Here is a 16816-nt window from a genome sequence, read left to right as displayed (position 1 = left end):
TCAGTTGTCAATTGTCAATTAATTAAGGTAGCCAATGGGGATGAAAGCCCACTAGAGGCAGTTGTTCAGGTTTAATATCAATGTTGGTATTATCAGCAATAGGTAGCAAAGGCATTAACCAAAGACTACTACTAGCAATCGGTTCACCATCATCAGTTTTTAAGGTATTTGCGGGTAATGGTGTAGTGTTATTAGCAATGGGGACTACTTGGTCAAATAAGAAGCCTAAACCGTCGGGGGCTAAACTGGTTTGCACATTGCGTTGAGCCGGAGGTAAAAGCATCAGTGGTTTTTGCTTTCCTGTTTTCAAGTCAATGGATACCAAGTAGGGCTGTTCTATGTATTGTTCTTTAGAAATAAGTTGTGTAACTAAGCAGTAAAGACTAGGGGAAGCAGAATCAAACTGACAGCTAAGAATTGAGCCTGTAGTTTTTAATAATTGTTTTTGTACGCCTTGGTTGGTGACTAAAAACAAATCTCTCGTATAGTCAGTATTAAATTTGACCATTGCTGCCTGTGAACCGTCCTTAGAGAAAGCTTGGACTAAACCAAATTGAGGGAGAAAATCGAGAGGTTTACCGCTATCACCTTCTAAAGATACAATTGCTGTTCCCTCTCCTTGGGAAACTGCTACGGCTTTGCTATCAGGTGTAATCAGGAAATCTCCACCAGGTTGCCCTTGTAAACGTTTTGGGGTGGGTTTTTCGCCGGATTTATCATTGCTGGTTAATAAAGACCACAGAGCAAAGTCACCGGGATTATCTCGTTTACCTCGTTGAATAACAATGATTTTTCCATCTGCTGACAGGTCAAATTTGAGATTTTGATATTCTTTGTTATCTAAAATTAGGTCAACTTTACCAGGGGCTTCTGTTTCCCCTCCAATTTGACTAGGGACACCTGTGGTGACTGTAAAAAGTTGGGCTGAAAGGAGGTCAGGATTTTTAGAAGAACGGGCAGAGAAAAGGATTTTTTCACCATTAGGGAATGGCTCAAAATCCATGATAATTAAGTCTTTGGGGGTAAGGATTTTTTTTTGTTCTTGGGTTAAGTTATAAAGTACCAACTGCCCTTGGATGTCTGGGGCAGATCCAATGTAAAGGATGACACGATTACGGGTGGCAAAGCTACCTGTAAAGGGCTGCATGACGCGGTTTTTTCCTTCTGCTTGAGAATATTTATCTTTACCTTGTGCTAATTTAACTTGGTAATTTGTCCCGTAGGGGGCTGGTGTCAGCAGTGTATATACCATTCTTCTCCCTGCCCAACTGGTTTTACCGGCTAGAGGTGGATCTATTTTTAAATTCTCCTCAATACTTTTGTAATCCATTGGCCGACTAAAGGTAAGGGAAAAGGAAAGATCCTCTGCGCCAATTTGTTGGTTTTCCCAGGTAAAATTGCGGACACCAGGTTTGACTACATCCCCTTTCCAGATGATCAACCCGATCAGCATACTCAGTAGGAGCATGACAGCGATCGCAACTCTGTCTAATGGTTGAATAAGTTTATAGGATTTGTTCATTGGTCAGTTGTCAGTTGATTACTGACTAATAACTGTAAGGATTTTGAGGTTGAGGAATTTTTTTCAGCGCGTTAGCTTTGATAGTTAATTGGCGCTTTTGGGCAATGGTTTGGGTTGTCATTTGTCCTTCTATTTCTAACCATGTATCGGGAGGGTACTGTTGACGTGAGCCTGATATTTGCACTGGTAATCCCACAGGATAGGCATCTGCGGCACAGCAAGTGAGGATAAACCGGGCTAAAAACATATAGTCTTCAGTGACGTTAGGTTGATGAATCACAAATCCCTGAACTTTTACTTTTTGTCCTATGTATGCGTCGGGTTCAGGATAGACATTTAGTGTACGTACCCAGTCTACAAGCGATCGCTCTTCTGGGCGAACTGTAGCCCGAAATGCTTGGGGTTGGGTGCGGGTTGCACCAACTGATTCAGTTACACCTCGATCTAGTGCTGTTTGACTAGCAAAGGCACGGGGTGTAATAATTAATCCTAAAATTGCCGCTGTTAATAGCAGGAAACTCCCCCAACCAGGCGGAAATAAGCTAATATGTGGAGCATTAGATATTTCAGGTCGGCGGCGATGTTTCCAAAGTTCTAACGCTTTAAAAAAACCAATAACTAATAAAGCTATTCCCGCCAAAATGGCTAACCAAAAGTAATCAGGGTGAATCAACAGGTAAAGTTTCCCTGTCAGCCAGTATTTCAACATCAAAATACCCCAAGCCGTAATGGCTACCACATCTAACCAAGGAATGAATTTATTTGGGGCTTTAGTTTGGGAATTCAGCATTATTGACGGTTGACGGTTGACGGTTGACGGTTGACGGTTGACGGTTGACGGTTGACGGTTGACGGTTGACGGTTGACGGTTGACGGTTGATGGTTGACGGTTGATGGTTGACGGTTGACGGTTGACGGTTGACGGTTGACGGTTGACGGTTGACGGTTGACGGTTGACGGTTGACGGTTGACGGTTGACGGTTGACAGTTGACAGTTGATGGTTGATGGTTGACGGTTGACGGTTGACGGTTGACGGTTGACAGTGAATAAGATGATTGGTAAGTCATTTGATCAAATTACCAAATACATATTTCCCAATCTCTAATTTCTATATTCCCACCTTTCTAAGATTTAAACCCTATACCCCACACCCCACATTGCTTTTTTACAACAACGGACAACTAACATCAGATTACGTGCAGATTCAGGAATAAAGTGAATAAGAGTGTCAACAGTCCTGCTAAGGAAAAGAGATAGAAAAGGGCTTTGGGTTTAAAAATTGATAACATCAAACCAATGCCTTTGATATCAATCATCGGTCCAAATACTAGAAATGCTAATAATGACCCGCTAGTAAATGTGGAAGCAAAAGACAGGGCAAAGAAGGCATCAACTGTAGAGCATATTGATACAACTGCTGCTAATACTAGCATAGCTAAAATTGAAGTAATTGGCCCAGCGCCAAGACCAAGAATTAGTTCACGGGGGGCTAAAACTTGAATGGCAGCGGCTATTGCACTTCCTAGTACCATTACTCCTCCCAATTCTCGCAATTCTTGGACAATATTATCTAAGAGGGAGCGAAGTTTCTCTGGTAAGGGTTTATCGAGGTTAGAAATTGCCGCAGCTTCACCGTAATTATTATCTATGCGTTTTGATGCTCCCGTTGTTCCACCAAGAATATATGTTCCTGATTGCAATAAACTAGACGTACTAGTTTGGAGTTGTAGTTGAGATTGTTTTCCTCTGCGGTTTGTTTTCGATGAAGCGGGGGGGGTGAATTTGAGATGACGGGCGATTTGTGGTTGGAGAAAAGGAACTAAGTCTGGTTGAAAACTGAAGATAAAGCCAATAATAGTAGCAATGGCTAGGGAAAATACCACTCTTAACACTACTATTTCTGGTTGATCGCGGAATGCAGTCCAAGTTGACCAAATTACAATCGGGTTAATTGTCGGTGCTGCTAATAAAAAGCCAATTGCTACTGGTGTGGGTACTCCCTGCATCAATAAGCGTCTTGCTACTGGCACATTACCGCACTCACAAACTGGAAAGAAAAGACCCATCAGGCTGCCAAATAAAGCCCCCAACAGGGGATTTTTAGGCATTTTCTCGACTAATTTACTTTCATCAATAAAGAATAGTAACACACTGGAGAAAAATACACCTAGCAATAAAAAGGGCATCGCCTCAACTAGCAGACTGAGAAATAATGTAAAACCATTGTTCAGTTGATTCATGGGCGTTGCAGTCAACAGCAATTCTGAGTTTTAGGGTTTTGTTTTGTCATTTTATTTTATAGCGTATCCTGGAGTAACCCTGACGGGGATCAGCGATTAAACCGCTAAAATTAAATCTCATTATAGTGAGGAAATTATAGCAATTCCCAATAACTTATGCAAAAATTGCTTCTATTTTGCCTATCATTGATAAATTTATAACTTATGAACAACGGCTGAATACTTATAGGTTTCAAATTAATGATCACGTTTAGGATAAAAAAGGGGTGAGTCCCCTTTTTTTAATTACCGATTTACCCTATAAGCGCTCATAGGTTCTTTGATAAAGCGGATATAAAGATGCCTGAATGTAGATTTAATGACACGAGGCATGGCAAAATCTATGGGCATTAACTTTTCGGGTAATTGCCAATCTGCAATTTGTAATAAATCAGGTGATAAATTAGGAAAGTGAATATCACTTAATTCGGGACATATTCCCAATCTTTGGGAAGCTGCAACTGTGGGAACTTGTTCCGGTGCAACTTGGAGAACTTCTAACATTGCTCTATCTAAAGCAAATACATTGGTCGAAGCTGCTAAAATTTCTAACTTTCGAGGTTCTCCCCCACTTGGTCCATTACCTTCATGACCAATAATACCATCTAAAATTGTTAAAGTTGGGTTAATTGCTCTGGCAGTTTCTACTAACATTTCTCCAAATTTATCAGCATCTTTTCCCGCTTCCATGTGCCACCAAGCTTTCATTTTGCCAGGAACACAACCGAAGAGATTTTTAACTCCCAAAGTTAGGGTTAATTGCATATGAGATTTAACTTTTGGCAGATTAATAATCACGTCTGCTTCCATTGCTTCTTTCGATAAAAGTAGGTGATTAAAATTGTCATTTACTGTTTGATAACGTTTACCGTGAAATTCCACAAGCGGTAAATTTAATTCTTCTAAAATTGGTAATAAACCATTAGCAATTGCCACACCTTTGGCACTACCAAAAGCAGGACTATCTCCTAAAAATGGATTGCCACCAACGGCAATTACCATTTCGGCAACGGCACGCACTAATTCTGGACGGGTGGTACATTCTTTTGTTGGACGAGAACCAGTCAGGAGATTAGGTTTGAGTAAAACCCGGTTTCCTGGTTTTACAAAAGCAGCCATTCCCCCTAAAGGTTCTAGCAGTGTTTCCAAGGATTCTTTTAGAGCTTCCTGTTCGTAGGACTTAGCCCGAATTAGACTAACAGATGATTGTTGTGTTGGCATAGGGAATAATGGTGTTATATTACATTCAGTATTAATACTCTAAGCTAAAAAACATCTAATTTGCATAATCAAATTAAACATTTACGTAATCGTTTAGCACACGCTCAAAACTTAGTCAGTGGTTCTTCTTGGCAAGAGTTGATTTCTTTAGCTGAATCTATGGAAAAACTGTTAATTTATTGTGAACAAATTGAATAATACCGCAGGAGTCAGGAATCAGGAATCAGGAGTCAGATTCTGTACATGATTTATCTGCAATCCACTGTATATTTGAGGAGATTGGTGAACAATGCGGGTAAAGTCCTGAATGTTTAATTTTGAATTTTTATTACTATTTTGTTGAATAAACAACGCGCAGACTTTGGATTAAGATGATCAGAGATGCGATCGCCATTAATAAGCCCCAAAACCAATAAGGTAAAAACAAATACCGCTGCATTTGTCCTGTATCTGATAATCCTAGGGAACCCGCAGTATAACTAAATAAATAATCAAGCTGATGATAGGTACTTACACAAGCTTGCACACCTAAAAATTGAATTGTAAACCCTTGTACCCAAAGGGGTGTTTTTAACGCAACTCCCAATATCATCAAACCTAACAGGGGAATTGCCACAAAACCAAACCAAGAACGCACCCAAATCAATGTAGATAGCAGTAAAAATCCGCCTAAAATTTTTAAACTCAAGGAAGTTGTTTTTAAACTCCCAGAAGCGAGAATTAAACTTGCACCGGCAATAGGTGGACCCATTGGACCAGCAGCCGCTACTAAGCCTATACCAAGGTATCCCCAAGTGTTACTTAAAGTATAATGAGCTACGCCAGAACCGTTGGCAAAAATTTCTAATTTTTGAAATTGTCCCCCCAACATCAAGGCCATTAAACCATGACCCATTTCATGAAACCAAGTCGCTAGGATAGAAAATGGGTATAAAATATAATTACCTATAGGTAATTGCCAGATAATAGTTGTAAGTATAGCCGCTGTTACTAACCAAGTTAGTCCCATTTGCGTTACTTCTGTAGGAGTTTCTTGAGTAAATAAAGATTTGAAATTTTTACTGTGTTCTCTCATTGATCACTCTCCTGCACGTAATTACACTAATTGGCTAGATATTCTTAAACAAATGAATTTATTCCCAAGTAGCTGCATTTCTTAATACAGTTGGAATTTCACCCTGTGATAAGGGAAACTCTAACATTGTTTCTTTATAACCTAAATACCCAGATTCAGTAAAAGATAAAAGCATTCGTTCGAGTGCAAACCAAACTTCTGATTCATATTCCCAATCATGATAACGTCTAGCACGTCCAGCAATTGAACGTAAAGCCCAAAAGTAGGAATTTCTAACCACAGAACCACCTTTTTTAAATTCTGGTACATCTTCATGGTGAATAAATAAAACGTTATTTTCAATTCTTGATCTCATACAGTAGGGAACAGGGAACAGGGAATAGGGAACAGGGAACAGGGAATAGGGAATAGGGGAACAGGGAATAGGGAATAGGGGAACAGGGAATAGGGAATAGGGGAATAGGGTTAAGAATTGTTAATTAGGGTTTATTTTCACTTGACTAGCTGCTTTTGTGGCCTTTTCTCTAGCTTCTTGAATATCCCCACCTTTGGCTAAAGCTACACCCATACGCCGATAAGGATAAGCCGTAGGTTTACCAAATAACTTAATATCTACATCTTTTTCTGCTAAGGCTTCCGCAACCCCAGTAAAATTAAAAGAATCAGATTTTTCTGAAGCTAAAATTACCGCACTTGCTGAAAATCCTAACTGTTCAATGTGGGGAATTGGTAAACCTAAAATTGCTCGCAGATGTAATTCAAATTCATTCAAATTCTGAGAAATTAATGTCACCATGCCTGTATCATGAGGTCTGGGAGACAGTTCAGAAAAAATAACTTCATCTTTAGTAATGAAAAATTCAACGCCAAAAATTCCCGCACCACCTAAAGCATCAGTAACTTTTTTAGCAATTTCTTGAGATGCTAATATTTTATCTTCAGAAATGGCTGCGGGTTGCCAAGATTCTTGATAATCTCCTCTTTCTTGACGGTGGCCAATGGGAGAACAGAAAATCGTGGGTGCGTGCCATTGTTTAATTGTCAGTAAAGTAATTTCAATTTCAAAATTAATGAATTCTTCAACAATTACTTTTTGGCTATCACCACGGGAATTAGAAATAGCATAATTCCAAGCTTTTTCTACTTCACTGCTCTCATTAACTACAGATTGACCTTTTCCAGAAGATGACATCACAGGTTTGACAACATTGGGAAAACCAATTTCTTCAGAAATAGTAATTAACTCTTCTAAGGTGACAGCATAACCATATTTAGCAGTTCTAATTCCTAATTCTTGATGTGCTAATTCCCTAATTCTGTCGCGGTTCATGGTATAGTTAGTCGCTGCTGCTGTGGGAATAACGGTAATTCCTCTTTGTTCAAATTCTTGTAATTTTTCGGTTCTAATTGCTTCAATTTCGGGAATAATAAAATCGGGCTGATGTTTATTTACTACTGCTTCTAAATCATCAGCACTTAGCATAGAAATAACTTCTGCACAATCAGCTACTTGCATCGCAGGAGCATCGGCATATCTGTCAACAGCAATGATATAATTGCCTAAACGTTGAGCAGCAATTACAAATTCCTTTCCTAATTCTCCTGAACCCAGAAGCATTAATTTTTGGGGTAGTTTGAGTGCCTTAATCATGAATTAAATACCGCAGATGTTGATTTAAATATCTTGTCATTATTTTACATAGTTTGGGGATTTTTATTTGTCTGAATCAGGATTTCCAGGATTTGAGGATTTTCAGGATGTTGTTGCATGATTTTTGGGGATTTGGGGATTTTATTTTGTCTGAATCAGGATTTCCAGGATTTGAGGATTTTCAGGATGTTGTTGCATGATTTTTGGTGGGAACTTGGGGATTTTATTTTGTCTGAATCAGGATTTCCAGGATTTGAGGATTTTCAGGATGTTGTTGCATGATTTTTGGTGGGAACTTGGGGATTTTATTTTGTCTGAATCAGGATTTCCAGGATTTGAGGATTTTCAGGATGTTGTTGAATGATTTTTGGTGGGAACTTGGGGATTTTATTTTGTCTGAATCAGGATTTCCAGGATTTGAGGATTTTCAGGATGTTGTTGAATGATTTTTGGTGGGAGTTGGTGATTTTTTGTCTGAATCAGGATTTCCAGGATTTGAGGATTTTCAGGATGTTGTTGAATGATTTTTGGTGGGAGTTGGTGATTTTTTTGTCTGAATCAGGATTTCCAGGATTTGAGGATTTTCAGGATGTTGTTGGATGATTTTTGGGGATTTGGGGATTTTATTTTGTCTGAATCAGGATTTCCAGGATTTGAGGATTTTCAGGATGTTGTTGAATGATTTTTGGTGGGAACTTGGGGATTTTATTTTGTCTGAATCAGGATTTCCAGGATTTGAGGATTTTCAGGATGTTGTTGAATGATTTTTGGTGGGAGTTGGTGATTTTTTTGTCTGAATCAGGATTTCCAGGATTTGAGGATTTTCAGGATGTTGTTGAATGATTTTTGGTGGGAGTTGGTGATTTTTTTGTCTGAATCAGGATTTCCAGGATTTGAGGATTTTCAGGATGTTGTTGGATGATTTTTGGGGATTTGGGGATTTTATTTTGTCTGAATCAGGATTTCCAGGATTTGAGGATTTTCAGGATGTTGTTGCATGATTTTTGGTGGGAACTTGGGGATTTTATTTTGTCTGAATCAGGATTTCCAGGATTTGAGGATTTTCAGGATGTTGTTGCATGATTTTTGGTGGGAACTTGGGGATTTTATTTTGTCTGAATCAGGATTTCCAGGATTTGAGGATTTTCAGGATGTTGTTGCATGATTTTTGGTGGGAACTTGGGGATTTTATTTTGTCTGAATCAGGATTTCCAGGATTTGAGGATTTTCAGGATGTTGTTGAATGATTTTTGGGGATTTGGGGATTTTATTTTGTCTGAATCAGGATTTCCAGGATTTGAGGATTTTCAGGATGTTGTTGGATGATTTTTGGGGATTTGGGGATTTTATTTTGTCTGAATCAGGATTTCCAGGATTTGAGGATTTTCAGGATGTTGTTGAATGATTTTTGGGGATTTGGGGATTTTATTTTGTCTGAATCAGGATTTCCAGGATTTGAGGATTTTCAGGATGTTGTTGGATGATTTTTGGTGGGAACTTGGGGATTTTATTTTGTCTGAATCAGGATTTCCAGGATTTAAGGATTTTCAGGATGTTGTTGGATGATTTTTGTTATTTTGTCTGAATCAGGATTTCCAGGATTTGAGGATTTTCAGGATGTTGTTGGATGATTTTTGGGGATTTGGGGATTTTATTTTGTCTGAATCAGGATTTCCAGGATTTGAGGATTTTCAGGATGTTGTTGCATGATTTTTGGTGGGAACTTGGGGATTTTATTTTGTCTGAATCAGGATTTCCAGGATTTGAGGATTTTCAGGATGTTGTTGCATGATTTTTGGTGGGAACTTGGGGATTTTATTTTGTCTGAATCAGGATTTCCAGGATTTGAGGATTTTCAGGATGTTGTTGAATGATTTTTGGTGGGAACTTGGGGATTTTATTTTGTCTGAATCAGGATTTCCAGGATTTGAGGATTTTCAGGATGTTGTTGCATGATTTTTGGTGGGAACTTGGGGATTTTATTTTGTCTGAATCAGGATTTCCAGGATTTGAGGATTTTCTGGATGTTGTTGCATGATTTTTGGTGGGAACTTGGGGATTTTTCAGGATGTTTTTGAATGATTGTTTTTAAATAATTTAAACCATCTATAAACTAATATCCTGAAAATCCTAAAATCCTGGTTATCCTGATTCAGACAAATACAACTTTCATCACCAAACAAACCATCTATAAACTAACATCCTGAAAATCCTAAAATCCTGGTTATCCTGATTCAGACAAATACAACTTTCATCACCAAACAAACCATCTATAAACTAACATCCTGAAAATCCTAAAATCCTGGTTATCCTGATTCAGACAAATACAACTTTCATCACCAAACAAACCATCTATAAACTAACATCCTGAAAATCCTAAAATCCTGGTTATCCTGATTCAGACAAATACAACTTTCATCACCAACAAACCATCTATAAACTAATATCCTGAAAATCCTAAAATCCTGGAAATCCTGATTCAGACAATTGAGAGATTCAGATCCCCGACTGCTTAAAGAAGTCGGGGAGATGGAAAATTAAACCACAACTTCTACTGGCTTTGCTTCTGGTAACAACCGTTTCACACCTTGTTTCACAAAAGCTTCTAAAACAGCCATTTTTTGATTTTGCTGGAATACGCTTTGCAAAATTTGACGCAACTTGTCGAGATTTAAGGCATTTCCTGATTCTAAAGCAATTTCTTGCTGTTCAAAATATGCCACTAAACTTAATCCGGCTACTCTTGTTAAGTAAGCAGCACTAACTCCCTCTACCATTCCCCCAGCGACAAAGGTAGCAACGTTAGTTTTAAGAATACCTGTTACAGCCCTAGTTGAAAGTTCTACTAAACCTAATTTCAACATCAAGCTTCCCATAGTTCCAGCTACTTGTTGCGCCTGTTCTAAGGAAATTTTCTGCTGATAAATATTACCCAAATCCATGACCATTTGAGCAGTAATTGCCGCAGTTGCTAGAATATCCAAAGCAGGTACGGGATTAGCGAAAGCTGCTGCTGCTGCAATCCATTGATATTGTTCTATGAACGGTGTAGAGCGATCGCGTCTCACGCCATTTAAACAATTTTTAGCATCAGCTTTCAGCAATAATACTTTGCGGTTAGTGGTATTACAAACTAGCTGTTCTCCTTGCTGTCCCACAACTTCCCCTAGTTGTTGTGTCAACTGCTGGATATCTGGCGTTGGTTGTTCCATCCATTCTTGGAAAGAACCATCTTCTTCATGTTTTCGCACTTTCACAGCTAGGGGAGCAGCCGCAGTTGCAACTACATTATTTGCACCAATGCGCTGTTTTAATGATTGTAAAACTGTAGCGCGTTCTTCGGGCTGATACTGATCTTGTTTGTTGAAAACTAGCAATGTCGGCTGTTTTGCAGTTTTTAACTGTTGTAAAACCTGAAATTCTGAATCTGTTAAATCACCGTTTGTCAGAAATAAGACAAAATCAGATTTCTGCATTTCTGATAAAGTGACAACATCAGAATTTTCACCAACTACCGCAAATAAAGGCGCTGTTTCCGCAAAATGTAAAGACATTTCTGGAAACGTCTGAGCATTTTTTATAACTTCAACAATCGTACTTTTACCTACAAATTTTCCGCCAGTAACCGCAACGGCAATTTCCTTTCTATCCAGTTCTAAAGGTAATTTAGCCAGGTTTTCCCGGAGAATTTCTAAAGCAGGATGAGTAGCTGCTTCTTGAGCCAATTGATTAATTATTACTTCTGTTTGAGCGATCGCTTTATCTATAGATGCCCGGTTTACAAGTATATCATTTAGCTGTTCACCTAATTGGGGCTGATTTTTGTTGAATAACCACAAACCCCCACCGACAGCTAAAGCACTCAAGAGTCCGAACTCTCCCACTTGAACTATTGAATCATGCCAACTGTTTAACATCCACAGGGAGAACGATAGTCCTAGTCCTCCCACTAATATTGGTCGCTGTAACTTCACAATTGTGATTCTCCACGCGAGGAAAAAGCTTTTACTCCACTTTAGTCCAAAACCTGCTACTCCGATTGAGGTTGGTGAACAAACGTTCACAGTAATTTAAATTAAAAATAAATATATATGACTGTGGTGAGTGGTTAATAACATTGTTTTTACTGCTTGTAAAGAACATATCAATTTTTCTTGATTAATTTTCATGTCTCATGGTAGGGTAAACATTAACATATCAATTTTTTTTGAAATGATAAACAAATACTAATATATAGTCAGTTTTATCGCCAATGAAATCATTTTTCCAGGAAATTTATCAATTTAGACGCGAAGTTTTAGTAGAAGCCATTGGCACTTTTATCTTAGTATTTGCTGGTACTGGTGCTGTAATGGTGAATAATATTAGTCAAGGTGCTGTTACTCATCTTGGCATTAGTTTTGTGTTTGGGGCTGTCGTAGCTGCATTAATTTACAGTTTAGGTCATATTAGTGGCACACACCTTAACCCAGCAGTAACATTAGCATTATGGAACGGTGGTTTTTTCCCTAAAAGACAAGTTTTATCCTATATTTTATCCCAGTTAGTTGGGGCAACCATAGCTTCTACTTTACTAATAATTAGTTTAGGTAAAGTTGCTAATTTAGGTGCAACTCTTCCTTTAAATAATAACTGGATGCAATCTTTAATTTTAGAATTTATCCTGACATTTATCTTAATGTTAGTTATTTTAGGTTCAGCAGTAGATAAACGTGCAAATAGTAGTTTTGCAGGTTTAGCAATTGGCTTAACTGTAGGATTAGAGGCGGCTTTTATGGGTCCAATTACTGGTGCAAGTATGAATCCTGCTCGTTCTTTTGGACCAGCTTTGGTAGGAGGAATTTGGCAACATCATTGGATTTATTGGGTAGCACCAATTTTAGGTTCACATTTTGCAGTTTGGGTTTATAAGAGTTTATCTCACACAGAGTCAAAGAGAGAGAGGTAATTAAGAGTTTTATGAGTGATCATCCCCCCAGAATATTATTTTTATATGGTTCTTTGCGCGAACGTTCTTACAGTCGTTTGTTAGCAGAAGAAGCTGCCAGAATTATTCAAGAATTTGGTGCAGAAGTCCAGTTTTTTGATCCGCGTGAATTACCAATTTATGGTAGTGTTAGTGATACTCATCCTAAAGTTCAGGAACTGCGAGAATTGAGTACCTGGTCTGAAGGTCAAGTTTGGTCTTCTCCAGAAATGCACGGTAATATTACCGGAATTTTAAAAAATCAAATTGATTGGATTCCTTTGAGTATTGGTGCTGTTAGACCAACTCAAGGAAGGACTTTAGCCGTAATGCAAGTAAGTGGTGGTTCCCAGTCTTTCAATGCTGTGAATACAATGCGAATTTTAGGGCGTTGGATGCGAATGTTTACCATTCCTAATCAATCTTCTGTAGCCAAAGCTTATCAAGAATTTCATGAAGATGGCACAATGAAAGATTCTGATTATCGTGACAGAGTAATTGATGTCATGGAAGAATTATATAAGTTTACTTTGCTGTTACGCGACCAAGTTGATTATCTCACAGACCGTTACAGTGAACGTAAAGAAAAAAACAACTAAAAACTAGATCCCCGACTTCTCGAAGAAGTCGGGGATCTGAAAACCTTACCATAACTAATAAAATCATGAAAAAAGTAATGTTTGTTTGCAAAAAAAATTCTCGTCGTTCCCAAATGGCAGAAGGTTTTGCAAGAACTTTAGGAGAGGGTAAAATAGCCGTTGCTAGTTCTGGTTTAGCATCAAGTCATGTAGATCCTATCACTGTCGAAGTTATGGCAGAAATTGGTATTGATATTAGTAATCAAAGTTCTAAATGTTTAAGTGATTTTAATCCTGAAGATTTTGATGCGGTAATTTCTCTCTGTGGTTGTGGAGTTAATTTACCAGAAGTATGGGTATTAAGAGAAGTCTTTGCAGATTGGCAACTTGATGATCCTGAAGGTCACGGTATTGAAACTTTTCTCCGTGTCCGTGATGAAGTTAAGGAAAGAGTGATTAAATTGATAGAAGATTTAACCATTTAATAGCTATAGCAATCCTATTTGAATTATGAATGGATTTTTTAAACGAACCGCAGAGACGCAGAGTTCGCAGAGGTAGAGAAGGAAGAGATGTTCACATCTCATTTAGGATTGCTATATAGCTTGTAAAGGTGGAGATTAATATTCCTCAGTCTAAAGATATAGTGGTATGTACTTGAATAAAATACATAATAGTCCCCTCCTCGCTTGCGGGGAGGGGGTTGGGGGTGGGGTTCTTGTATTTCACGCTATATGCTATGGGAATAAGTATATCCTACCCTAGTGGGATGACTCCAAAATCTATTTGAGTTGAAATATGGTAATAGGCAATTGGTGACAGTTTTTGTCTCTTATCCAAATACTAATTTGTAATAAATACACATTTTATAATAAATAACAACAAGATCCCCGACTTCTTGAAGAAGTTGGGGATCTGAAACTAAAGAGGTTAATTAAGTGGAATATATAACTAAAAAACCGACTATCAAAAGCCTTTCTTTTCTGGATCGCTTTTTGACATTGTGGATATTTATTGCAATGGCAATTGGAGTCGGTTTAGGATATTTTTTCCCCAGAGTAGAAGTTTTCATCAATCATTTTCAAGTGGGAACTACTAATATCCCCATTGCCATTGGTCTAATTTTGATGATGTACCCAGCTTTAGCAAAGGTAAAATATGAAGAATTAGGAGATGTATTTCGTAACCTAAAAATTCTCGGATTATCATTATCGCTGACTTGGATAATTGCTCCAATAGTAATGTTTACACTGGCCATTCTTTTTTTACGCGATAAACCTGAATATATGACTGGGTTAATTATGGTAGGAATAGCTCCTTGTATTGCTATGGTAATTGTCTGGAGTGATTTAGCTAAGGGAGACACTGAATATACAGCCGGATTAGTTGCTTTTAATAGTATTTTTCAAGTTTTCTTTTACAGCGTTTATGCTTGGTTTTTTCTTTCTGTTTTGCCACCTTTATTTGGCTTACAAGGAACTATTGTAAATATCAGTATTGGGGAAATTGCCAACAGCGTTTTTATCTATTTAGGTATTCCTTTTCTGGCTGGATTTATGACTCGCGTTATTTTAGTGAAAGCTAAAGGTAAACAGTGGTATCATCAGCAGTTTATTCCCACAATAAGTCCGATTACTTTAATTGCTCTCTTATTTACAATCATGGTAATGTTTAGTTTAAAGGGAAATTTGATTGTGCAAATTCCTCTGGATGTTGTCCGCATTGCCATTCCCCTAATTATCTACTTTCTATTGATGTTTTTAAGTAGTTTTTACCTAGCATGGAAAATTAAAGCCGACTATGCAAAAGCTGCTAGTGTGGCATTTACCGCTGCTGGTAATAATTTTGAATTAGCAATAGCCGTAGCTATTTCTGTATTTGGGATTAAATCTGGTGTGGCTTTTGCTGCTGTCATTGGACCCTTGGTAGAAGTGCCAGTCTTAATTAGTTTAGTCGGTGTATCTTTCTGGATTAAGAACCACTTTTTTCAGTTATCTCCACCAATAGGATTATAATTAAATACGTTTAATATTAACTTATTTAAATTTAATGAAAGTTGCTGATTTAATTACTTGGTTTGAAGAATGGGCAAATCCCGCTTGGTGCGAAAGTTGGGATAATTGCGGTTGGCAAGTAGAACCAGGTATTTTGTCCACAAAAGCGCGGGTCTTGGTGTGTTTAACTCCCACTTTAGCAGTCATGCAGGAAGCGATCGCTCTCCATGCTAACCTAATTTTTGCCCATCATCCCCTCATTTTTTACCCCCCCAAATCTTTCCGCACTGGAGAAGCTTTAACGGAAATGGTGCGGTTAGCTTTTACCCATAATATCGGTATTTACACCGCTCATACTAATTTTGACCAAGTTGCAGATGGAACTGCTGATGTTTTAGCGCAACTTCTCCAACTTCAAGAAGTATCACCCATTGTTCCTACCCAAGCAGGTTTAGGTTATGGGCGTGTAGGAATATTAAAACCTACTCTGACATTACAAGAATTACTAAATAATATTCAAGCTCAATTAAATCCGTCCCATTTGATTTTTTCTCCAATGGCTGATTTACAACAGCAAATTTCACGGGTAGCTGTTTTAGGTGGTTCGGGTGCAGGTTATATTTCAGAGGTAGTTAAAACTAATGCCCAAGTTTACCTAACTTCTGACTGTAAATTTCATCAATTTCAAGAAAGCCGTGATCGTAATCTTGTATTAATTGATGCTGGTCATTATGCCACAGAACGTCCTGCTTGCGATCGCTTAGTCCAGAAATTTCAAGCCATTAACTTAGATTGGGTGCAATTGAGCCAGCAAGATGAAGATTTTCGGCAGTTTTTAACCTAGTTAGATCACCGTAAACTACCCATACTAAGTAATACTTAATTTTTTGTGAAGATTGTGAAGTGTTTGTAAATTTCCCCGCTGTATTCTTCATTATACAGCATAAAAATTAACTTGATTAATTTTACTCACTTGCATACTGCATATAAGATTGTTAATTAAATGTATGAAATTACTTTTGCCGTACCGAAACCTATGTAGAGATGTGTTGTTATAATATCTCTACACATAAATTTATATCTTGTTTAAGTAGCGCCTTCCTCATGTTACTCAAATATTTATACTCAAAAAATTATTCACGGTTAAGAAATTAAAAATAATGTTATCATTTATAGATAATACAGATTCTAACCCTGGCGAAAATCTTCTAGATACTATCTACTCGGTTGTCTGTACTTAGCTAGATAGTCTGGTTAAAGGGCAGAAAGCTGTGTTATGTTCAGAATAATATTTTTATTGGTAAAGCGTGCTATCAAGGATAACTAACTGTCCCTGGAAGTAACGCCAAATCAAACAAAAATCTCTGTAGATGTTAACAGTTGCCATAGCCGTTCAACTAATGCGGTAAACTAAAGCTTAAGACCCAAAATTTCATCTAATCACTAATGACTAAAAATAAGTGGTAAAATTGAGTCACTAAACTTACTAGGTTTTCACTAAGAAATTCACCTCTTAGGGGCTGATATTT

Annotated in this window: 14 protein-coding genes; 6 read left to right on the top strand and 8 right to left on the bottom strand. The window is 37.8% G+C overall.

Annotated features, from left to right (window positions below; translation table 11 throughout):
* Positions 1–22: 22 nt before the first annotated feature.
* From EZY12_07210 to EZY12_07195, 4 genes are all read right to left on the bottom strand, one after another.
* A complete protein-coding gene (locus tag EZY12_07210) occupies positions 23–1522 on the bottom strand; it encodes a hypothetical protein (GenBank protein QSX69402.1) in 1500 nt (499 codons plus the stop codon).
* A 25-nt stretch (positions 1523–1547) separates the two neighbouring features.
* Positions 1548–2312 (bottom strand): TIGR03943 family protein, encoded by a 765-nt coding sequence (locus EZY12_07205; protein QSX69401.1) that lies wholly within the window; start codon positions 2310–2312, stop codon positions 1548–1550.
* A gap of 398 nt (positions 2313–2710) precedes the next feature.
* Complete coding sequence (locus tag EZY12_07200) at positions 2711–3763, bottom strand: permease (GenBank protein ID QSX69400.1); 1053 nt, start codon at positions 3761–3763, stop codon at positions 2711–2713.
* A 285-nt stretch (positions 3764–4048) separates the two neighbouring features.
* Positions 4049–5023 (bottom strand): DUF362 domain-containing protein, encoded by a 975-nt coding sequence (locus tag EZY12_07195; GenBank protein ID QSX69399.1) that lies wholly within the window; start codon positions 5021–5023, stop codon positions 4049–4051.
* 60 nt (positions 5024–5083) lie between these two features.
* Here EZY12_07195 and EZY12_07190 point away from each other — a divergent pair, with 60 nt between their 5' ends.
* The gene (locus tag EZY12_07190; GenBank protein ID QSX70870.1) at positions 5084–5221 is read left to right on the top strand and encodes a hypothetical protein; all 138 of its coding nucleotides are present in this window, start codon (positions 5084–5086) and stop codon (positions 5219–5221) included.
* Between the two features lie 133 nt (positions 5222–5354).
* Here the strand turns inward: EZY12_07190 and EZY12_07185 are convergent, their stop codons facing one another.
* The 4 genes from EZY12_07185 to EZY12_07170 all read right to left on the bottom strand — a co-directional run bounded on the left by EZY12_07185 (position 5355) and on the right by EZY12_07170 (position 11723).
* Positions 5355–6098, bottom strand: coding sequence for a M50 family metallopeptidase (locus EZY12_07185; GenBank protein ID QSX69398.1), 744 nt, complete (start codon positions 6096–6098; stop codon positions 5355–5357).
* Positions 6099–6156: 58 nt separating this feature from the next.
* A complete protein-coding gene (locus EZY12_07180) occupies positions 6157–6453 on the bottom strand; it encodes a hypothetical protein (GenBank protein QSX69397.1) in 297 nt (98 codons plus the stop codon).
* A gap of 120 nt (positions 6454–6573) precedes the next feature.
* Positions 6574–7749: a formate-dependent phosphoribosylglycinamide formyltransferase gene (purT, locus tag EZY12_07175; protein ID QSX69396.1), complete on the bottom strand. Its 1176-nt coding sequence runs from the start codon at positions 7747–7749 to the stop codon at positions 6574–6576.
* A gap of 2537 nt (positions 7750–10286) precedes the next feature.
* Complete coding sequence (locus EZY12_07170) at positions 10287–11723, bottom strand: DUF697 domain-containing protein (protein QSX69395.1); 1437 nt, start codon at positions 11721–11723, stop codon at positions 10287–10289.
* 278 nt (positions 11724–12001) lie between these two features.
* Here EZY12_07170 and EZY12_07165 point away from each other — a divergent pair, with 278 nt between their 5' ends.
* The 5 genes from EZY12_07165 to EZY12_07145 all read left to right on the top strand — a co-directional run bounded on the left by EZY12_07165 (position 12002) and on the right by EZY12_07145 (position 16131).
* Positions 12002–12697, top strand: a complete 696-nt coding sequence (locus EZY12_07165; protein ID QSX69394.1) for an MIP family channel protein — start codon at positions 12002–12004, stop codon at positions 12695–12697.
* Entirely contained in the window at positions 12697–13314 is a 618-nt protein-coding gene (gene arsH, locus EZY12_07160) for an arsenical resistance protein ArsH (GenBank protein ID QSX70557.1), read from the top strand. The genes EZY12_07165 and arsH overlap by 1 nt, the downstream gene beginning before the upstream one ends.
* A gap of 65 nt (positions 13315–13379) precedes the next feature.
* Positions 13380–13778, top strand: a complete 399-nt coding sequence (gene arsC / locus EZY12_07155; protein ID QSX69393.1) for an arsenate reductase, glutathione/glutaredoxin type — start codon at positions 13380–13382, stop codon at positions 13776–13778.
* A gap of 480 nt (positions 13779–14258) precedes the next feature.
* Positions 14259–15308 carry an ACR3 family arsenite efflux transporter gene (arsB, locus tag EZY12_07150; GenBank protein ID QSX70556.1) on the top strand — a complete coding sequence of 350 codons (1050 nt, stop codon included), beginning with the start codon at positions 14259–14261 and terminating at the stop codon, positions 15306–15308.
* 34 nt (positions 15309–15342) lie between these two features.
* Positions 15343–16131: a Nif3-like dinuclear metal center hexameric protein gene (locus EZY12_07145; GenBank protein ID QSX69392.1), complete on the top strand. Its 789-nt coding sequence runs from the start codon at positions 15343–15345 to the stop codon at positions 16129–16131.
* Positions 16132–16816 lie beyond the last annotated feature (685 nt).

Source organism: Dolichospermum sp. DET69, from assembly GCA_017355425.1.
Classification (GTDB): Bacteria; Cyanobacteriota; Cyanobacteriia; order Cyanobacteriales; family Nostocaceae; genus Dolichospermum.
Note: the sequence above shows the minus strand (reverse complement) of the source record. Positions and strands in the feature narration are given on the sequence as shown.